Here is a 20,519-nt window from a genome sequence, read left to right as displayed (position 1 = left end):
CGTCGTCACGACGCCCGTTGTGTTGATCCGCCATGACGCCCGCTTTCCGAACAGGAGAGCGGGCGTTTCTGTTGGTATTTCGCGATCGGAGCTCCCCCACGGATGGGAGACGATTGGCTAAGCGTGGGTACGAGCATCCGCGGGCAAGATTTGCTATAAGCAATGTCATGCACCCGTTCATTAATAGAGGTGCTGGTCACAGACCGATGAGGAAGGCATATGTCGATCAACGTCACTCGGCGCCAGTTTTTCAAACTGGGCGGGGCGGGGTTGGCGAGTTCGAGTCTGGCGATGATGGGCTTCGCGCCCGAACCCGCCGAGGCCTCGATTCGCCAGTTCAAGCTGACCCACGCCAAAGAGACTCGTAACACCTGCACCTACTGCTCCGTGGGGTGCGGGATCCTGATTTACAGCAAAGGCGATGGGTCCAAGAACGTCGAACAGAACGTCTTCCATATCGAGGGCGATCCGGATCATCCGGTGTCTCGAGGCTCGCTGTGTCCGAAAGGTGCCGGCCTGCTCGATTTCGTCCACAGCAAGGGCCGTCTCGAGTATCCGCAGGTTCGTGAAGCGGGTTCCAGCGAGTGGACGCGTATCACCTGGGACGACGCGCTGAACCGTATCGCTCGCCATATGAAGGACGATCGGGACGCCAATTTCGTCCAGCGCACCGCGCAGGGCGAGACGGTCAACCACTGGACGACGACCGGCTTCCTGGCGGCGTCGGGTTCTTCCAACGAATCCGGCTATATCACCCACAAGGTGGTGCGCAATCTCGGCATGGTGGCGTTCGACAACCAGGCACGCGTCTGACACGGACCGACGGTGGCAGGTCTTGCCCCTTCATTCGGTCGCGGTGCCATGACCAATCACTGGGTCGACATCCGCAATGCCAATCTGATTCTGTCGATGGGCGGCAACTCCGCCGAAGCGCACCCCGTGGGCTTCCGCTGGGTGACAGAGGCCATCGAACACAATAAAGCCGAGTTGATCACGATCGACCCGCGCTTCACCCGTACCGGTGCCGTGGCGCAGGACAAGGCGTTCATCCGCACGGGGACCGATATCGCCTTCTTGGGCGGTTTGATCAGCTATCTGATCGAGACCGATCAGATCCAGCGCGAGTACGTGCTGAACTACACCGATGCGGCGCTGATCGTGCGCGAGGACTACGGCTTCGAGGATGGCCTGTTCTCGGGTTACGACGAGCAGACCCGTAGCTATGAGAAAGAGTCGTGGATGTACGAGATGGGCGAGGATGGCTTCGTTCGCCGCGACGAGTCGCTGCAGGATCCGCGCTGCGTCTATCAGCTGCTGCGCGAGCACTTCGCGCGATATACCCCTGACATGGTCTCAAGCATCACCGGTATTCCACTGGATGCCATCCAGCGCATCTGGAAGAAGATCGCGGCGATGGCGGTGCCCGACAAGACCATGACCATTCTCTATGCGCTGGGCTGGACGCAGCACTCCATCGGCTCGCAGATCATTCGTACGGCGGCAATGGTTCAGCTGCTGCTGGGCAATATGGGCATGCCGGGCGGTGGCGTGAACGCGTTGCGAGGGCATTCCAATATCCAGGGGCTGACCGATCTGGGTCTGCTGTCGCAGCTGCTGCCGGGCTACATGACCTTGGCCAATGCCAAGGAGCAGGATTACGACGCCTATATCGACAAGCGCACCAAGCAGCCGACCGTGGAAGGCCAGGTCTCCTATTGGAAGAACTACGAGAAATTCCACGTCAGCCTGATGAAGTCCTGGTACGGCGACGCCGCCAATGAAGGCAACAACTGGTGTTTCGACTGGCTGCCCAAGCTCGAAAGGCCGCTCTACGACATCCTCGATACGTTCGAACGCATGTCCAAGGGCGAGCTCAATGGCTACTTCTGTCAGGGCTTCAACCCGCTGGCCTCGTTCCCCAATCGGTCCAAGGTCACCAAGGCGCTCTCGTCGCTGAAGTATCTGGTGGTGATGGACCCGCTCAACACCGAGACCAGCGAATTCTGGAAAAACTACGGCGAGTACAACGATGTCGACTCCAGCCAGATCGACACCGAAGTCTTCCGGCTGCCGACCTGCTGCTTCGCCGAGGACGAGGGCTCGATCGTCAACAGCGCCCGCTGGCTGCAGTGGCACTGGGCCGCGGCACCGCCGCCGGGGGATTCGCGTCCGGATACCCGGATCATGGGCGAGCTGTTCCTCAAGCTGAAGCAGCTCTATCAGGACGAGGGCGGCGTTTTTGCCGATCCAATTCTCAACCTGACCTGGGATTACCGGATTCCGGCCGATCCCAAGGCGGACGAGCTGGCACGCGAATTCAACGGGCGTGCGCTCGAGGATCTCACCGACGAGCAGGGTAACGTGACGCGTCGCGCCGGCGAGCAGCTGGCCGGCTTTGCCGAGCTGACCAGCGACGGCAAGACGGCGTCGGGCTGCTGGATATTTTCCGGCTGCTGGACCGAAGCCGGCAACCAGATGGCGAACCGCGACAACTCCGATCCCTACGGCACCGGCAACACGCTGGGCTGGGCCTGGGCCTGGCCGATGAACCGGCGGATTCTTTACAACCGCGCCAGCGCGGACGTGGAAGGCCGGCCCTGGGGGCCCGACAAGGCGTTCGTCTGGTGGGATAGCGAGCAGGGCGCCTGGGTCGGCGCCGACGTGCCCGACTTCCCGACCAACTCGGCCCCTTCGCAGGGACAGATGCCGTTCATCATGCAGCCGGAAGGCGTCGGTCACCTGTTTGCCGGTCAGAGCATGGTCGACGGCCCGTTCCCCGAGCACTACGAGCCGTTCGAGTCTCCGGTGCCCCAGAATCTATTGCACCCCGGCAAGAAAAAGGCGCGCAACAACCCGGCGGCACGCATCTTCGACGCGGATCGCGAGGACCTGGGCACGCCGGAGGAGTTCCCGCATGCGGCGACGACCTATCGCCTCACCGAGCACTTCCACTTCTGGACCAAGCATGCCGAGCTCAACGCCATCGTGCAGCCGCAACAGTTCGTCGAGATCGGCGAAGCGCTGGCCAACGAGATCGGCATCGCCGCCGGCGACTGGGTGAAGGTGTCGTCCAAGCGCGGCTTCATCAAGGCCGTGGCGGTAGTGACCAAGCGCCTGCGACCGATGATGATCGGCGACCAGCAGGTTCATCACGTGGGGATTCCGCTGCACTGGGGATTCACTGGGGTGGCCAAGAAGGGCTACCTGGTCAATGCGTTGACGCCGTTCGTCGGCGATGCCAACACCCAGACGCCGGAATACAAGTCGTTCACCGTCCGCGTCGAGAAGGCTTGAGGAGCGAAAAATGGATAATTCTCAGAACATCATCGCCCGCTCCGCCACGACCACGGCGCCCCCCCAGGTCCGGGGTCACGTCGAGGAAGTGGCCAAGCTGATCGATGTCTCCAAGTGCATCGGCTGCAAGGCATGTCAGGTGGCGTGCATGGAGTGGAACGATCTGCGCGACGACGTCGGCGAGTGCCACGGTACCTACGACAACCCCACCGATCTGACCGCCAATTCGTGGACGGTCATGCGTTTCAGTGAGTACGAATCGCAGGAGGGCAACCTCGAGTGGCTGATCCGCAAGGATGGCTGCATGCACTGCGCCGAGCCGGGTTGTCTGACGGCCTGCCCGGCGCCCGGCGCGATCGTGCAGTACGCCAACGGCATCGTCGATTTCGACTCCAACCACTGCATCGGCTGTGGCTACTGCATTACCGGGTGCCCGTTCGATATTCCGCGAATCTCGCCGAAGGATCAGAAGTCCTACAAGTGCACGCTGTGTTCCGATCGGGTCAATGCCGGTATGGAGCCGGCCTGCGTCAAGACTTGCCCGACCAACTGCATCGAGTTCGGCACCAAGACGGACATGCTGGCTCGGGCGGAAAAGCGGGTAGGCGATCTCAAGGAACTCGGCTTCCGGGACGCGGGGGTCTACGATCCGGCCGGGGTCGGCGGCACGCACGTCATGTATGTGCTGCACCACGCCAACGATCCCAATCGTTACGCCGGTCTGCCCAAGGACCCGCGGATCTCGCCGTTGGTCGGGGCATGGAAGGGCGCGACCAAGCCCTTCATGTCGGCGATCATCGGTATCACCGCATTCGCCGGGGTCATCCACTACATGACCAAGGGGCCCAAGGAGGAGCCCGAAGAGGATCCGAGGGGGTACGACGATACGCCGCCGGAATCGCTCGGTTACGATGCGACTTGGCAGCCGCCCCGGCACGCCCCTGATGGAGACAACAGCGCGGGCGGTCGTCCGCCGGGAGAGAATCGATGAAGATGCCACGCGATCGTCTGATTCGTTATTCGCCGCTGGATCGCGCCAATCACTGGACCATGGCCATGGTCTTCGTGCTGTTGGCGCTTTCCGGGCTGGCATTCTTCCATCCCGCCTTCTTCTTCCTCAGTCATACGCTGGGCGGGCCGGTCTGGGCGCGGATCCTGCATCCGTTTCTCGGGGTGGCGTTGGTGCTGCTTTTCTACGCCATGGCGGTGCGCCACGTGCGGCGCAACCTGCTTGGCGAGAACGACGTCCAGTGGATGCGCCAGATCGATGACGTTCTCGACAACCGCGATGAGAAGTTGCCGCCCATCGGCAAGTACAACCCGGGCCAGAAGCTGGTCTATTGGGCGCTGGTGGTATCGATCGCGCTGCTGCTGATCAGCGGCGTGATCATGTGGCGGCCGTGGTTTGCCGGCTTCTTCCCGATCCCCTTGATCCGCTTCGCCAGTCTGCTCCATGCCGTGTCGGCGTTCGTGGCCATCGTCACCATCGTGGTTCACGTCTACGCCGCCATTTGGGTCAAGGGCTCTATCCGTGCGATGACACGGGGCTGGGTAACCCGCGCCTGGGCGCGTCATCATCACGGCCTGTGGGCCCGCGAACAAGAGGAGGCGCAGCGCCGTGAGCGACAGCCCTGATAACGACGGTCCTGATGACCACAGCCCGGAGAGCGAGAGCTCTGATCATCACAGCCAGGCGCGTGCGACGGGTCAACACGCCTTCGGTCAGACACCGCCTTCGCCGGGTGCGCCGCCGGTGGTTGGACTGCCGCCACGCAAGCTGTTTGCCGAGCGCGCCCAGCGCCTGAACAAGCTGGGCGAGCGCGTGCCGGCGATGGCGGCTTATCTGCAGTTCATGGCGATGATCGTCGAAGCCCAGCATCGTGTCCTGCAACAGCCGCGGCCCTCCTTGATCGGCGGGGCGGAACTGGCGATGACCCATGGCATTCCGCCGCTGTCGGTCGACGGTTTGTGGCGGGACATGTCTTGGCCGGCCGATCTCGAGGCGCTGCTGGACGCGCTCGATACACGTGTCGAAGCCCCTCAGCGCGTCTGGTTCGACGCCCTGCGCGAGCTGCCGGACGCGGATCGTGCGGGCTTGGCTCGCGCCGTGCTCGAAGGCCAGCCGTTGGCGCTCGAGCAGCGCGCGATGGCACCGCTGATGGGCGCGGCGCTGCAGGTGGCGTGGACGCGTCAGGCGCGGCTGCTGCCCGCCACGCCGCCCAGACCGGCGGGTCTGGGGGATAATCTTTGTCCGTGTTGTGGCGCTCCCGCCGTTGGCAGTCTGATCCAGATCGGCATGGCGCGTTCCCGGGTGCGCTACCTGCAGTGCGGCCTGTGCGCCAGCGAGTGGTACGCCGAACGGGCCAAGTGCGTTCAGTGCGGCGATAGCCGAACGCTCGACTATGTCAGCCTCGAGGACGAGCAGGGCGAGCGGGTGCTGCCGGTCCAGGCGGAAACCTGTGATCACTGTCACAGCTATCTGAAACGGGTCAACCGCGAGTGGGAGGCGGATGCCGATCCGCTGGCCGACGATCTTGCCAGCCTGACGCTGGACATGATGATCGCCGATCGTGATCTGGCGCGGCGGGCTTTCAATCCGCTGCTGGTGCTGGGCGAGCCGGCCTGAGCTTCGAGCTTCGAGCTTCGAGCTTCGAGCTTCGAGCTTCGAGCTTCGAGAAAGGGATTGCGAACTTCGCGAGTCGACGGGGATTGTCTTCGCGGCTCGCGGCTTGTATTGGCGCCAGCTCGACGATTAAATCGAGGTCACAGTCAGCGACCTCGAGCCCGTCATGCCCGACACGATCGACTCATCGATGGATCTTCGCCGCCAGTTGCCGGGGGTGACGATACTGCTCGAGCATGCTGAACTGCGGCCATGGCGGCAGCAACATGGCGACCGGCTGCTGATACGTGCCATTCGCGACACGCTCGCGCAATATCGCCAGCGCTTGAGCGCGGGCTCGGCCACTGGAGACAGTGTTTCAGACGCTGTCGATGGTGCCAAACGGCCAGAGGAGAGCGGCCTGGTCGCAGCGATCATCGTTCGACTCGAGCTTTTGGCCCGGCCCAATACCCGCCCGGTCTTCAATCTCACCGGCACGGTTATACACACCAACCTGGGGCGTTCGCCGCTTTCCGAGTCAGCCATCGAGGCGGTGGTCCAGGCCGCGCGCCATCCCATCGCGCTGGAATACGATCTGGAAAAGGGCCGACGCGGCGATCGCGACCGCCTGGTGGAAGATCTGCTGATCGAACTGACCGGGGCCGAAGCGGCCACGGTGGTCAATAACAACGCCGCCGCGGTGCTGTTGGCACTCACCGCGCTCGCCGCCGGGCGCGAGGCGGTGATCTCTCGCGGGGAAATGATCGAAATCGGCGGTGCTTTTCGGATCCCCGACGTCATGTCCGCCGCCGGTTGCCGGCTGGTGGAGGTCGGCGCCACCAATCGCACCCATGCTCGGGATTTTCGCCAGGCGCTCGGTGACGACAGCGGGCTGATCGTTAAGGCGCACACCTCGAACTACGTGATTACCGGTTTTACCCGCAGCGTGCCTGAGCACGAACTCGCCACGATCGCCCACGACCACGGCATCCCGTTCATGATCGATCTGGGTAGCGGCGCGCTGACCGACTTTCGCGCGCTGGGCCTGCCGCACGAGTCACAGCCGGCGGAGGCGATCGCGGCCGGTGCCGATCTGGTCACGTTCAGCGGCGACAAGCTGCTCGGCGGGCCGCAGGCGGGCATCGTGGTCGGCAAGCGCGAACTGATCGATCGCTTGAAGACGCATCCGCTCAAGCGAGCCTTGCGCTGCGACAAGCTGACGCTGGCGGCACTGGAAGCGACGCTCCGATGCTATCGAGACAGTGACGCGCCGTCACGATCCCTCCCCACCCTGCTTATGCTGTCCCGCGGTATCGACGCGATTGCCGAGCAGGCGGAGCGCCTGCTGCCGGCGATGCAGGCGGCGTTCGACGGCATCGCCGACGTCGCCTGCCGGGATTGTCGTAGCCAACTGGGCAGTGGCTCGCTGCCGGTGGATCGGCTCGATAGCCGCGCCTTGGTGCTGCGAGGTCGAGGGAGTCGTGAGCTGTCCCGCCTCGAGCGTGTACTTCGTGCGCTGCCGCGCCCGGTGATCGGGCGGGTGCACGACGGGGCAGTGTGGCTGGATCTGCGCTGTCTGCATGATGAAGCGGACGAGCGTCGATTCGTGGCACAGCTCGACGATATCCCGGCCCTGTGGGATGGCATGCCATGATCGTCGGCACCGCGGGTCACGTCGATCATGGCAAGACGGCGTTGATGCAGGGCCTGACCGGGATCGCCACCGACCGCTTGAAGGAAGAGCAGGCACGCGGACTGACCATCGAAGCGGGCTACGCCTATCCCGACCCGCCACCGCAATACGGTGACGTGACGCTGGGGTTCATCGATGTGCCCGGCCACGAACGCTTCATCGCCAATATGCTGTCCGGCGCTGCCGGCATCCAAGCCATGCTGCTGGTGGTCGCTGCCGATGACGGCATCATGCCGCAGACCGTCGAGCATGCGCGGATTCTGGAGCTGCTGGGGGTGACACGGGCGTGGGTAGCGCTGACCAAGATCGATCGCGTCGAGCCTGCACGCGTGGCACAGATAACGCAGGAACTGCGGGCGTGGTTGGCCGCAACGCCTTTTTCCGGGGCACCGATCTTTCCGCTCTCCAACACGACGGGAGAGGGGATAGACGCCCTCCGGCATGTGCTGTGGACGACAGCGAGCGACCTTTCCCAGGGCGGCGCTTCTTCATCCGCTGCGATGGCGTCTGCCGGTTCGGGCCGTTTCCGGCTGGCTGTCGACCGGGTCTTCGTCAAGCAAGGAGCCGGCGTGGTGGTGACGGGGACGGTACGTAGTGGCCAGCTTTCGAGCGGCGACAGGGTGAAATTGCTACCGGCCGGTCTGACGGCTCGTGTGCGTGGCCTGCGCTGTCAGAATCGCGACGTGGAAACCGCAAAGCGTGGCGATCGCTGTGCCATCAATCTCAGCGGGGCCGATATCGAACGTGGTCGGCTGGAGCGTGGTGACTGGGTCGTCGCCGAGCGCTCCCGGGTGGAGGATCGCGTCCGCCTGGACGTCACGCTTAAGGCGTTGCCCGAGACTCCAGAACTCACCCACTGGATGCCGGTTCATCTGCATCATGTCAGCGCGCATGTCACCGGGCGGCTGTCGCTGCTGGAGGGCGAGGTGTTGGCTGCGAATGGCACGATGCTGGCGCAACTGGTGCTGGATTCGCCGCTTCAGACGGTCCATGGCGATATTGTGGTCGTTCGAGATCAGGGCGCTCGCCACACACTGGCCGGCGCCCGGGTACTGGATGTCGCGCCGCCGCGTCGAGGCGCCCGCAAGGCTGCGCGTCTTCGCTGGCTGAGTGCGCTGCGATCGATCCTGCCCGGCGCCTCGGAAGTGCCGTCGATCGACGAGCTGTGGGCGAATATCGACGATGGCGAGGGTATCGATCTCGATGCGCTGGCGGCCAACCTCGATCTGCCTACGGAGACACTGCAGGCCTCCGCGCAGCGTAGCGGATGGCAGGTGATCGCGAATCGCGCCACTCGCTTCGCTTTCCCGGCGTCGGCATTGATGTCCCTTTACGACCAGGTCCTGAACTGCCTGACGGCCGTCCACGATCAGGAGCCCGCCATGCGAGGGGCGGAGATCGACCGGCTGCGTCGAATGAGTGCGCCGCGCCTGCCGCCCGATCTATTTCGACCGTTGCTGGAACGATGGGTCGCCCAGGGAACGATCGTGCAACACGGCCCGTTCGTGGCGCTGACGACGCACCGCGCCACGATGGCGGAAGCGGATCTGGCGCGGTGGGAGCTCGTGCGCCCCCAGCTGGCGGCCTCCCCGTTCGAGCCGCCGCGGGTGCGCGATATTGCGCAACGGCTCGCGTGGGATGAGCGCGAAACGCGAAGGCTGCTGCATAACGCGGCGTTGCTGGGGGAGGTCTATCAGTTGCGCCAGGATCATTTCTTTCTGGCATGTCACGTGGCCGAACTGGCCGACCGGGTCCGCGAGCTCGATGCCTGTTCGCCGGTCGGTGCCACTGCCTCGGATTTCCGTGATGGTATCGGCTGTGGGCGGAAATTGGCCGTCGCGATACTCGAGTTTTTCGATCGTGTGGGCTTCACTCGGCGAATCGGAGATGGTCACAAGGTGATCCGAGGCGATATGCTATTCGACTGATGAAGTTCGACTTTCACGAATCGAAGCCCTGGAAGAGAATCGTTCCCCGGTGGGGCGACAGGACTTCAACTCCTGGAGGGGCTGCCAGCGGTCCCTGGTGGGTTCGACTCCCACTCTCTTCCGCCATATCCGGGCAGAAGTTGGCGCTGAGTGGCGTTAACCGCGTATCAGATTTGCCAGTAATCGAGGCGCTTGGGTAAGCATGACGTCGGGCAACCGGCGGGATCCGAACGCATTGCAAAAGTTTACATCTTTTATTGAATCGTCAGTCATTTATAAGCTTATGATTAAGAACACTTAAGTTTTGCGATTAGCAAAATCGATCGGGGAAGTACGAAAACTATCTTGGATGGCAACTGTTTACAGTCCATTCTTGAATTGCCCACTTAGCCAAGTGGCTCTTATCGCAAAGGAATGCGGGAGTGGGCGTCCATCACTGTACGCACTTCCTTACGCCTTCTCCCCTGTCTTTGCCAGCTCGCCCTTCGAGTCGTCTTGGTCGAATCCTGTCGTTTACTCGTTGTTAACGTAGTTAACGTTGGTGACGAGCGTCGTTCGTATTCTCTCCGCGCATTCTCTCCGCCCATCTTGATCGGGTGTACCCTCGCCGTGACCATCCTCGTGAGCACTTAGTTGGTCGTCGCGACTGTCTGGCGAGGCCATGCGGGCGTGATAACTGGTAGCATCAATGACGCTTAGTGCTGACACCGTCACAGGACATCCATCGAGTGGGGCTGACATGCAAGGGTCGTTGATAGGGATTGTGGTCGGTGTCGCCGTATGGGCGGCAACGGCCGAATGGGGCTGGGGAATCGGCATCGGGATTGCATCCGGTATCGCCTGGGACCTCTGGCGCCAGCGCCCGGGCCGCGGAGACTGATCGTTGCGCTTCGACGAAAGCCGACGACACACCCCGCGGCTACGGGGTGTGAGTTGCCTGCTCGAGGGCCGAAGTGACATCGACGCTAGGTCTTGGTTCTGACGCCTTCAAGCAGTGACGCCATATCGTCGGCATGCTCTTCTTCCTGGGCGAGAATATCTTCCATCACCCGACGCGATGTCGGGTCCTTGTCGCCCAGGTAGTTGATGATCTCGCGATAACTGTCGATGGCGATGCGCTCGGCGATCAGATCTTCCTTGATCATCTCCTCCAGCGTTTCTCCTTCAGCGTACTCGGAGTGCGAGCGGCTCAGCAGCCCCTCGGGCGAGAAGTTGGGAGCACCGCCCAGCTGGGTAATCCGCTCGGCCAGTTGGTCGGCGTGCTGCTGCTCTTCCTGGGCATGCTCCAGGAACTCGTCCTTGGCGATGCTCGAACTGAGCCCGTCTGCCATGTAGTAGTGACGCTTGTAGCGCAGCACGCAGACGATTTCGGTGGCCAGGGCTTCGTTGAGGATCTTGATGACCGTTTCGCGATCGGCGGTATAACCTTCGGTGACCGCGCCATTCTCGATGTGCTGACGCGCACGTTCGCGGATTGTCTGAATATCGGTCAAGAATGTCTGTTCGCTCATGCTTCTCCTCCGTGATGACAATAAGTACAGCGATGACAATAAGTGCGGCGCCAAGATGACCGCGCAACATCGACATGATGTCGCGGCGCTTCACTGTCGTGATCTCAACGTAGTCGATAGCCGCGAGTTGGCCCAGAGATATCGATGGCGGGGCCGTGTAATACAATAGCGTCGGGGTCTTGGGCTAAGATTCGAGCACATTCCAGGCAGGACAGGTCTCATGACCGACCACGATCATTCTCGACATCATGATCACTCGCATGAACACGATCACTCTCACCATGACCACGGTCACTCGCACGACTATGCGCCTACCGTGACCGCGGACAGTGCCAAACGCGTCAAGCTGGCGATGATCCTGACCGCGGGCTTCATGCTGGCCGAGGTGATCGGCGGCTGGATCTCCGGCTCCCTGGCGCTGCTGGCCGACGCCGGGCACATGTTCAGCGACAGCTTCTCGCTGGGTCTGGCGCTGTTCGCTTTCTATATCGGCGACAGGGCGCCCGACAAGTTGCGTACCTTCGGCTATCAGCGCTTCCAGGTGCTCGCGGCTTTCGTCAACGGTCTGACGCTGGTGGCGATTTCGGTATGGATCCTGATTGCGGCGATCGAGCGCTTCACGCAACCGACGGAGGTATTGGCCGGGCCGATGCTGATCATCGCCGTGCTCGGCCTGCTCATCAATCTCGTGGTCTTCAAGATTCTGCACGGCGGCGATCAGGAAAATCTCAACCTGCGCGGTGCCGTCCTTCATGTCATCGGCGACCTGCTGGGTTCCGTGGCGGCGATCGTCGCCTCCGTCGTGATCATGCTCACCGGCTGGATGCCGATCGATCCGCTGCTGTCGATGCTCGCGGCGGCGCTGATTCTGCGCGCGGCGTGGAAGATCCTGCGGCGCTCGTCTCATACGCTGCTGGAGGGCACGCCGGAGGGGGTCGATATTGCGCAGATCCGTGACGCTCTGCTCGGTGTCGAAGGCGTCAAAGGCCTGCATGACATTCACGTCTGGGGGCTGACCCCGCAGGATCCCCTGCTCAGCGCCCATCTGGTCATCGAGGCACCGGAACTGCACGATAGCGTGATCGAACGCGCCTACGACGTGCTGCAGACGCGATTCGGCATTCAGCATGCGACACTGCAAGTCGAAACGCGGGACTGCCTGACCGGCGGGGAGTGCAATCACGCCATGGTCGTGCATCCCTGAATTGGCCGTGTACCTGTGAATGATCGTGCACCCGTGAGTGGCCATATATCTGTGAATGGCCATATACCTGTGAATGGCCACACACCCGTAAATGAGCGATCGCGAGAGGGCGCCCGCGGCCCCAGGATGACCGGGACTCATGATCGACCGGGAAAGTTTCATTGGCTGTCGCCGGCCGGTGCAGGCAAAATCGACGTTATTCAGTCTTCAATTCACCACTGGTGGTCGTTGCCGGCAGGGTCCGATCGGGGACGGCGCACTCGGCCGGCGTAGCGCCACGCCGGCTAGTATCGAAACCGGCTAGTATCGAAAAGAGTATCGCTCATGAGCACGCAGCCATCGCTGGGCATCAGCTTCGAATTCTTCCCTCCCAACACCGATGTGGGGCGAGAGAAACTCGGTGGCGTGCGTGACGCGCTGGCCGCACGCAGCCCGCGCTTTTTTTCCGTCACCTACGGCGCTGGGGGTTCCACCCAGGCGCGCACTTTCGACACCGTCAATAAGGTTCGGCGCAGCGGCGTGAACACGGCACCGCATCTCTCCTGTATCGGCAGCGAGAAGAGTGCGCTGCGAGAGCTGCTGCAGACCTACCGTGAAGAGGGGATCGATAGCCTGGTAGCGCTGCGCGGTGATCTGCCGTCGGGTATGGGCGGTGCCGGCGAGCTGCGCTACGCCAACGAGCTCGTTGAGTTCATCCGAGCCGAAACCGGCGACCATTTCGAGATCGCCGTGGCAGCCTACCCGGAAGCCCACCCTCAGGCGCCGAGTTTCGAGCGGGATCTGGAAAACTTCGCCCGCAAGGCGAGGGCGGGGGCCGACCTGGCGATCACGCAGTACTTCTTTACCGCCGACGCCTACTTTCATTTCGTGGATCGTGTGCGCGGGATGGGGATCGAGACGCCGATCGTGCCGGGCATCATGCCGATCACCAATTACACTAAGCTGGCCCGGTTTTCCGATGCTTGCGGCGCCGATATTCCGCGCTGGATTCGCAAACAGCTCGAGGCCTACGGCGACGATAGCGAGAGCATCCAGGATTTCGGCACCGAGGTGGTCTCTAATCTCTGCCAGCGGCTGCTGGATGGCGGCGCGCCGGGGCTGCATTTCTACACGCTCAATCAGTCGGCTCCTACCCTCAGGGTGCTGGACAATCTGTCCTGACCCGGTCCCCGCTCGCGGGGCTCGACAGGCAAGGAAAACGGGTCAGCGCTCCAGGCGCTGGCCCGTTCGCGTTCATGGCGGCTATTGGCTAGGTTGAAAGGAGTCAGCGCCGGAATCGGCGTTGAGTAGGATCTTGCCGACAGTCTATTTTGCAGCGAGATTCACCACGGACAGGAGAACGAGATGCGACACAAGACACTATTGGCGCTCGGCGCCAGTCTGGCAATGAGCATGAGCGCTGCAACCCAGGCGCAGACCCGCGTGGAGATGCATTCGGTTTCCAAGGACGGTGTCGGTGATAGCGTTGGCACCGTAATGGCCGAAGATACCGATCACGGCTTGTTGCTGACCCCGGATCTCTCCGATCTGAACGCCGGAATTCACGGATTCCACCTTCATCAGAACGCCAGCTGCGAGACGAGCAAGAGTGACGGTGAGGTGACGCCGGCCGGCGCGGCTGGAGGCCATTTCGATCCAGAAGAAACCGACACTCACCAAGGGCCTTACAGTGATGAAGGCCACCTCGGCGATCTTCCCGCGCTGATGGTCGACGAGGACGGCAATGCCACCACGCCAGTATTGGCTCCCCGGCTGAAGGAGTCTGACTTGAGCGGTCATGCCTTCATGATCCATGAAGGGGGCGATAACTACTCCGACCAGCCCAAGCTTGGCGGCGGCGGCAGCCGCGTAGCCTGTGGGGTTATCGAAGGCAGCTGATACGTTTACCCGCAAGATTCGAGTGTTCCAGGACGGCTCTGTCATCGGCAGGGCCGTTTTTAGCTCGAGCCAAGCCGGCACTCGGATTCATTATTCGTAAGCTATTGTTTTAAGAACGGCTATCGCGCCATAATCTGTTTATTTATCCAGTTATGGGGCGCTCGGGCCGATGGCCAATTTTCGAACTCACTTCGGCGTGGCGAGCGTCGGGGGAGCAGCGGTTGCCCAGGCCGGTTGGCAGGCAGGGCAGTGGAACGGTTGGCAAGCGTTGGCGGTGGCCCTACTCGTGGCATTCGGCGGGATTCTGCCGGACATCGATGCGGACCAGTCCCAGGCCATTCGCCTGATCTTCAATATTCTGGCGGTCGTCGCCGTCATCGTGGCGGTGCTGATTCTCCAGCATCGAGTAACCCCGGCCTATCTTTTCGCCGCCTGCGGGGGCGCCTACTTCGGCATGCGCTATCTGGCCGGCGCCTTGTTTTCTCGCTTTACCGTCCATCGCGGGCTCTGGCACTCGTTGCTGGCGGCGATCGTCAGCGGTCTCTCGACGGCGGCGATCAGCTTTTCTGTCCTGGGGCAGTCGGAGCGGTTGGCCTGGATCCACGGGCTGGCGTTGACGCTGGGATTCGTCATCCATCTGACGCTGGACGAATGCTACAGCGTCGATCTCACCGGGGCGCGGTTCAAACGCTCTTTCGGCACGGCGCTCAAGCTCTTCAGCTGGCGAGCGCCGGGCAGCGCGTTGATGCTGGCGCTGGTGTCGGCGCACCTGCTCAGTTGGTTGCCCTCGTTTACGGCACTGCGTCAGGTGGTCGCTCAGGGCCTGGCGCTCTGGCACTGAGTGGCGGGCGCGATCCGTAACGGGACTCTACACTAAAGCACTTTCCGCCTTTGAAACGTTCTCTCCAGTGACCCGGAGGTCTTGATGCATCTGGTATTCGACGTCAATGAAACGCTGCTCGACACGAGTTCACTCGATCCCCTGTTCCGCCGCTGGTTCGGTCAGGACGGGCATCGCCCGGAGTGGTTTCTGACGCTCCAGGAGGCGTGGATGACGACCAACCTGATCGGTCGTTTCGAGCCCTTCGCCGAGCTGGCAAAGAGCGCCTTGCGCCAGCTCGGGGCCAAACATGACGTCTCGATCTCGACCGCCGACGAGCAGGCGTTGATCGAGGGTATTCTCACGATGCCCGCCCACGGCGATGCCGCGACGGCGCTGGCGACACTACGTGATCAGGGGCACACGCTGACCGCTCTGACCAACAGCGCGCTGAAGGCCGCCCACCAGCAGCTGGCGCATGCCGGATTGGCCGACTACTTCGATGCCATTCTCAGCGTGGAGAGCGTCGAACGATACAAACCGTCGCCGGAGCCCTATCAGCACGCGGCAGCCCACTGGGCGGTGGATTCCCGCGAGATGGTGATGATTGCCGCCCACAGCTGGGATCTCGTCGGTGCCCATGCCGCCGGCCTGCGCACCGGTTTCATCGCGCGGCCAGGCAAGGCGATGGACCCGAAGATCGAGGGCGTGCCGGATTGGCAGGACGACCATCTTGTTCAACTGGTCGAGCGAGTCGTCTCTGCCTGACGCGGGCTGAATGCCACGATGAATACCACGATCAGTGCGGCTTCTTGGGATCGAGAATGCGTACCGGCGTGATCTCCTCGCTGGCCGGTCGTTGGCGTTCCCGAGGCTGATTGACCCGGGTGGGCACTTCGGGAATCGTATCGTCCTCGATCGGCAGCTGTTCGAAGAAGTCGCAGCTCACGCAATCGCGATAGCGGATGCCGTTCTGTTCCCACGAGCGGATGCGGTCCATGGCGGAACAGCGCGGGCAGATCGCGCCGGCGATGAAACGCTTGGGTGTCTGGGGCATGAGTTACCTCGAAATTGATGAGCGGATGCCGGTGGGCATCCGCTCGAGGCATCGGGTGTCTAAGCGACGCGGCGCGGTTCGATGCCGGAATGGCGCAACAAGGGGTCGATGCTCGGCTCGCGGCCGCGGAAGGCCTGGAACAGCTCTGCCGCTTCCTGCGATCCGCCCTGTTCGAGAACCGTCTCGCGGAAACGACGACCCGTCTCGGCATCGAAAATCCCGGCTTCCTCGAAGGCGCTGTAGGCATCCGCGGAGAGCACTTCGGCCCATTTGTAGCTGTAGTAGCCGGCGGCATAGCCCCCGGCGAAGATGTGGGCAAATCCGTTCTGGAAACGATTGAAATCGACCGTGGGAACGACCGAGGCCTTGGCGCGAACGTCGTCGAGCAGCGCCTGTATATCGGCGGAACTGGGCTCGCGATATTCGTGATGCAGCCGGAAATCGAACAGCGAGAACTCCAGCTGTCGCATCATCTGCATCGCCGACTGGAAATTTCGCGCGGCCTGCAGTTTGTCCAGTAGTTCGTCGGGCAGCTTCTCGCCCGTGTCGACATGGCCGGCGATCAGGTCGAGACCCTCGCGTTCCCAGCAGAAATTTTCCATGAACTGACTCGGCAATTCGACGGCGTCCCAAGCGACGCCGCTGATACCGGAGACGTCCGCGACCGTCTGTTGGGTCAGCATGTGGTGCAGACCGTGGCCGAATTCGTGGAACAGTGTCAGCACTTCATCGTGAGTCAGCAGGGCCGGTTTGCCGGCGACCGGTGGGGTGAAGTTGCACGTCAGATAGGCGACGGGCAGTTGCAGTTCGCCGTCTTCGCGCTGGAGACGCGTTCGGCAGACATCCATCCAGGCCCCGCCTCGCTTGCCCTCCCGGGCGTACAGATCGAGGTAGAAGCCGGCAATCGGGCGGTCGCCGTCGAGCACGTCGAAGTAGCGGACATCGGGGTGGTAGCTTGGCGCTTCCGGGTTTTCCGCCATGCGGATCCCGTAAAGCTTGGCCGTGACGCTGAACAGTCCTTCGACGGCTCGCGGCGCCGGAAAATAGGGGCGCAGCTGTTCCTGTGAAATATCGTAGCGTGCCTGACGCAGCTTCTCGCTGGCAAAGGCGGTGTCCCATGGCTTCAGGGCGTCGAGACCGAGCGTCTCCTTGGCATAGGCTTCGAGTTCGTTGAACTCCTGCTGCGCCTGAGGATGGGCGCGTTCGGCGAGATCGTCGAGGAAGCCCAGCACTTGCTCGGGGCTTTCGGCCATCTTGGTGTCCAGCGAATAGTCGGCGTAGGTATCGAAGCCGAGCAGCTTCGCCAGCTCCTGGCGCAGTGCCAGCGTCTCCTCGATCACGGGTGCGTTGTCGTTTTCGCCTGCTTTGGGGCCCTGATCGGAGGCGCGCGTCACGTAGGCGGTGTAGACCTCGCGACGCAGCTCGCGATCCTCGGCAAAAGTCATGACCGGCAGAAAGCTGGGAACGTCCAGAGTGATGCGATAGCCGGAAACACCCTTGGCTTCGGCGTTGGCCTTCAGCATCTCCAGCGCGCTTTCCGGCAGGCCGGTCAGGCGTTCGGCATCATCGAAGTCGCGGTGCCAGGACTGCGTGGCATCGAGTAGCTGATTGGAGAAGGTGTTGCCCAGTTCCGACAGACGCGCCTGGATCTGCCCATAACGTTTCTTTTCGGCGGCCGGCAGATCGACGCCCGCCAGACGGAAGTTGCGTAGGGTATTATCGATGGCCTTGCGCTGCGCGGCATCGAGTGCGCTGAATTCGTCGCTCTCGTGGAGTCGCTCGAAAGCCTGGAATAGCGCAGTGTTCTGACCGACCCAGGTGCTGTACTCGGAGAGCATGGCGAGACAATGCTGATAGGCGTCGCGCAGCGCATCGCTGTTCATCGTCGAATTGAGGTGGGAGACCGGCGACCAGGCTTGGGAAAGGCGGTCGTCGAGTGCTTCCAGCGGCGCGGCCAGCGACTGCCAGCTCACATCCTGCTGCTGGGCAAGCGTCTCGATGGCCTGCCGGTTGTCGCCAATGATTTTTTCGATGGCCGGAACGACGTGTTCGGCACGAATCGCTTCGAATGGCGGCAGGGTATGATGCTCGAGCAGCGGATTATTCGACATGGTCACCTCGGACGAAGAAATCGGTGTCTTGCTATATGGGGGGAGCCGAAGCCGGTTTCAATCCGGATCGCCATCCCGGTTTCAACGATTCAGCGGGGGAGGCTTCGCTCGATTGGCCCCTCGCCGGCGGCCTGATAGGCTCTCCGCGCTTTCGCGCCAGCCGCGCACCTGGCAACTCGCTTGTCGCCGGCGGCCGCAACCCGTTCGATAAAGGTCCTCACTAATGAGTGAAACTCTGGAGCGCTGGCAGTCCCGCCGAGCTTTTATTCTGGCGGTTACCGGTGCAGCCGTCGGTCTGGGCAATATCTGGCGTTTTCCGTACATGACCGGCGAGAACGGCGGGTCGGCGTTTCTGCTTCTCTATATCGTGTTCGTGCTGCTGCTGGGGCTGCCGATGATGATGGCGGAGATCATGATCGGGCGCGCCGGCCGCCGCAGCCCGATGCAGGCGCTGGCGTTCCTGGCGGAAGAAGCCGATGTCAGCCGCCACTGGAAATGGCTGGGGCTCTTCGGGGCGATCACCGTGTTCTTCATCCTGTCGTTCTATTCGGTCGTCTCCGGCTGGTCGATCGAGTATCTGGTGAGTGCGGTTAACGGCAGCTTCGTGGGTCGCTCGCCGCAGGAGATCGGCGCGAGTTTCGATGCTTTCCTGGCCGACCCGCTGCGTATGACCTTCAATCACACCCTGTTCATGCTGTTGACGATGTCGGTGGTGGCAGCCGGTGTCGCCAACGGCATCGAGAAGCTCAACAACGTGATGATGCCGCTGTTGTACGGCGTCCTGATCGTTCTCGGCGGTTACGCCATCACGACGCCCGGTTTCGGCCCGGCCTTGCACTGGCTGTTCACCCCCAACGTTGCCGCGATCACCTGGAGCGTGGTGCTCAATGCCATGGGGCATGCCTTCTTCACATTGGCGGTGGGTGCCTGTGCGCTGATGGCTTACGGTGCCTATATGCCCGACGAGCAGAGCCTGCCGAAGGCGGTATTCGCCGTGGCGCTGCTCGATATCGCCGTGGCGCTGTTGTCCGGTATCGCCATCTTTTCGGTCGTGTTCACTCATGGTCTCGATCCCAGCGAGGGGCCGGGGCTGATGTTTGTCACCTTGCCGATCGCCTTCAGCGAACTGCCGGGCGGCCAGATATGGCTGGGGGCATTCTTCCTGCTGCTGCTCGTCGCGACATGGACCTCGTCGATCAACCTGGCCGAGCCGATGGTGTCGATGCTGGTGGGGGCCGGGTGGCGACGGAGCCGGGCTGCTATTCTGATTGGATCACTGGTATGGCTGGTAGGGTTGCTGTCGGTATTGTCGTTCTCGACGCTGTCGGAGGTGCATTGGGTCGGGGAGATGAACTTCTTCACGCTGGTGTCGACCATTCCGCCGGACATCTTTCTGCCGATCGGAGGCTTGCTGATCGCCATCTTCGCGGCGTGGCGGATGTCCCGGGAAGCTGCTGTGGCGGCCATGGGTATCAGCCCCGGCGGATTTCGTCTCTGGCGGGGGCTGGTGCGTTACGTCTCGATTCCGCTGACCGTGGTCGTGTTGATAACGAGCCTGATGTAGGCAACGCGCTTTGGGGCAGCTTCCAGAATCCTGGAGAGCTCCCGGCACACTGAATAACCCGGCGACAGGAGTAGCCATGATGGCCGTTCGAACTTTTCAGGGCGTCACGCCCAGTCTCGGTGAGCGGGTGTTCATCGATGACACCAGTGTGGTGCTGGGAGACGTTGCGCTTGGCGATGATTGCTCGGTATGGCCGATGGCGGTCATTCGCGGCGATGTTCATCGTATTCGTATCGGCGCGCGGACCAGCGTGCAGGATGGCTGTGTGCTGCACTGCACTCACGCCAGCGACTTTAACCCCGGCGGCCATCCGCTGGTGATCGGGGACGAAGTCACGATTGGCCATCAGGCCACGCTGCATGGCTGCAGGATCGGCAACCGAGTGCTGATCGGAATGGGCGCCGTGGTGCTGGACGGTGTCGTAGTCGAGGAAGAAGTGATCATTGCCGCTGGCGCCATGGTACCGCCGGGCAAGGTGCTGGAAAGCGGTTATGTCTATGCGGGTAATCCCGCCAAGCCGCTGCGTGAACTCAAGGCCGCCGAGCGCGAATTCTTCAGCTATACCGCGGGTAACTACGTCAAGCTGAAGGATCAACACCTGTCCGGCGAGTGATGGGGATGTATCGTGACAGGCTCCTCCCATCGATTTCACTTTTTTCGACTCAGGGGCTTGCCAACTCGGCGGCGGGTCCGTAAAGTACGCATCCGCTGCCGCCGAGAGAGGTTTTCGGAGACAGCGAGAAGAATTCCAAGCGTTTGATTTGATTGAAGAAATCGGTTGACGCAAGGCGGTGAGGTAGGCAGAATTGCTTCCCAGTTCTTCAAGGATCGGCACCGACAAGCAGCAACGGCGCCAG

At 62.3% G+C, this 20,519-nt stretch carries 16 protein-coding genes and 1 tRNA gene; 14 read left to right on the top strand and 3 right to left on the bottom strand.

Features of this window, described 5'->3' with window-relative positions; all coding sequences use genetic code 11:
* Positions 1 to 219 precede the first annotated feature (219 nt).
* The 7 genes from fdnG to DOM58_RS17480 all read left to right on the top strand — a co-directional run bounded on the left by fdnG (position 220) and on the right by DOM58_RS17480 (position 9,643).
* Complete coding sequence (gene fdnG, locus DOM58_RS11390) at positions 220 to 3,294, top strand: formate dehydrogenase-N subunit alpha (protein WP_280951135.1); 3,075 nt, start codon at positions 220 to 222, stop codon at positions 3,292 to 3,294.
* 10 nt (positions 3,295 to 3,304) lie between these two features.
* Positions 3,305 to 4,285 (top strand): formate dehydrogenase subunit beta, encoded by a 981-nt coding sequence (fdxH, locus tag DOM58_RS11385; protein WP_110692964.1) that lies wholly within the window; start codon positions 3,305 to 3,307, stop codon positions 4,283 to 4,285.
* Positions 4,282 to 4,929 (top strand): formate dehydrogenase subunit gamma, encoded by a 648-nt coding sequence (locus tag DOM58_RS11380; protein WP_075560723.1) that lies wholly within the window; start codon positions 4,282 to 4,284, stop codon positions 4,927 to 4,929. Before fdxH ends, DOM58_RS11380 begins: the two co-directional genes overlap by 4 nt.
* Complete coding sequence (gene fdhE, locus DOM58_RS11375) at positions 4,913 to 5,920, top strand: formate dehydrogenase accessory protein FdhE (protein ID WP_110692963.1); 1,008 nt, start codon at positions 4,913 to 4,915, stop codon at positions 5,918 to 5,920. Before DOM58_RS11380 ends, fdhE begins: the two co-directional genes overlap by 17 nt.
* A 163-nt stretch (positions 5,921 to 6,083) precedes the next feature.
* Positions 6,084 to 7,550 (top strand): L-seryl-tRNA(Sec) selenium transferase, encoded by a 1,467-nt coding sequence (gene selA / locus DOM58_RS11365; RefSeq protein ID WP_245392249.1) that lies wholly within the window; start codon positions 6,084 to 6,086, stop codon positions 7,548 to 7,550.
* Positions 7,547 to 9,517, top strand: coding sequence for a selenocysteine-specific translation elongation factor (selB, locus tag DOM58_RS11360; RefSeq protein WP_110692962.1), 1,971 nt, complete (start codon positions 7,547 to 7,549; stop codon positions 9,515 to 9,517). The genes selA and selB overlap by 4 nt, the downstream gene beginning before the upstream one ends.
* 30 nt (positions 9,518 to 9,547) lie before the next feature.
* A tRNA-Sec gene (locus DOM58_RS17480) sits at positions 9,548 to 9,643 on the top strand.
* 839 nt (positions 9,644 to 10,482) lie between these two features.
* On the opposite strand, the gene DOM58_RS11355 is transcribed toward DOM58_RS17480, so the two are convergent.
* Positions 10,483 to 11,028, bottom strand: a complete 546-nt coding sequence (locus tag DOM58_RS11355) for a ferritin-like domain-containing protein (RefSeq protein ID WP_075560725.1) — start codon at positions 11,026 to 11,028, stop codon at positions 10,483 to 10,485.
* Positions 11,029 to 11,248: 220 nt separating this feature from the next.
* On the opposite strand from DOM58_RS11355, the gene DOM58_RS11350 reads away from it, so the two are divergent.
* The 5 genes from DOM58_RS11350 (at position 11,249) to DOM58_RS11330 (ending at position 15,698) form a co-directional block, all read left to right on the top strand.
* On the top strand, positions 11,249 to 12,232 hold the full coding sequence (locus DOM58_RS11350) for a cation diffusion facilitator family transporter (RefSeq protein ID WP_110692961.1): 984 nt from the start codon (positions 11,249 to 11,251) through the stop codon (positions 12,230 to 12,232).
* 324 nt (positions 12,233 to 12,556) lie between these two features.
* Complete coding sequence (metF, locus tag DOM58_RS11345) at positions 12,557 to 13,393, top strand: methylenetetrahydrofolate reductase [NAD(P)H] (RefSeq protein WP_110692960.1); 837 nt, start codon at positions 12,557 to 12,559, stop codon at positions 13,391 to 13,393.
* A gap of 183 nt (positions 13,394 to 13,576) precedes the next feature.
* Positions 13,577 to 14,110, top strand: a complete 534-nt coding sequence (sodC, locus tag DOM58_RS11340; RefSeq protein ID WP_110692959.1) for a superoxide dismutase family protein — start codon at positions 13,577 to 13,579, stop codon at positions 14,108 to 14,110.
* A 169-nt stretch (positions 14,111 to 14,279) separates the two neighbouring features.
* Positions 14,280 to 14,951, top strand: a complete 672-nt coding sequence (locus DOM58_RS11335; RefSeq protein WP_110692958.1) for a metal-dependent hydrolase — start codon at positions 14,280 to 14,282, stop codon at positions 14,949 to 14,951.
* 84 nt (positions 14,952 to 15,035) lie between these two features.
* The gene (locus DOM58_RS11330) at positions 15,036 to 15,698 is read left to right on the top strand and encodes a haloacid dehalogenase type II (protein ID WP_110692957.1); all 663 of its coding nucleotides are present in this window, start codon (positions 15,036 to 15,038) and stop codon (positions 15,696 to 15,698) included.
* Positions 15,699 to 15,729: 31 nt separating this feature from the next.
* On the opposite strand, the gene DOM58_RS11325 is transcribed toward DOM58_RS11330, so the two are convergent.
* Entirely contained in the window at positions 15,730 to 15,987 is a 258-nt protein-coding gene (locus tag DOM58_RS11325; protein ID WP_075560731.1) for a YheV family putative zinc ribbon protein, read from the bottom strand.
* Between the two features lie 59 nt (positions 15,988 to 16,046).
* Positions 16,047 to 18,098, bottom strand: coding sequence for an oligopeptidase A (prlC, locus tag DOM58_RS11320; RefSeq protein WP_110692956.1), 2,052 nt, complete (start codon positions 18,096 to 18,098; stop codon positions 16,047 to 16,049).
* Between the two features lie 223 nt (positions 18,099 to 18,321).
* Between prlC and DOM58_RS11310 the strand changes: the two genes are divergently transcribed.
* Both DOM58_RS11310 and DOM58_RS11305 read left to right on the top strand, forming a co-directional pair.
* Entirely contained in the window at positions 18,322 to 19,662 is a 1,341-nt protein-coding gene (locus DOM58_RS11310) for a sodium-dependent transporter (RefSeq protein ID WP_110692954.1), read from the top strand.
* 79 nt (positions 19,663 to 19,741) lie between these two features.
* A complete protein-coding gene (locus tag DOM58_RS11305) occupies positions 19,742 to 20,275 on the top strand; it encodes a gamma carbonic anhydrase family protein (protein WP_075560760.1) in 534 nt (177 codons plus the stop codon).
* Positions 20,276 to 20,519 lie beyond the last annotated feature (244 nt).

Source organism: Salinicola halophyticus (assembly GCF_003206695.1).
GTDB lineage: Bacteria > Pseudomonadota > Gammaproteobacteria > Pseudomonadales > Halomonadaceae > Salinicola > Salinicola halophyticus.
This window is presented reverse-complemented; position numbering and strand designations above follow the sequence as displayed.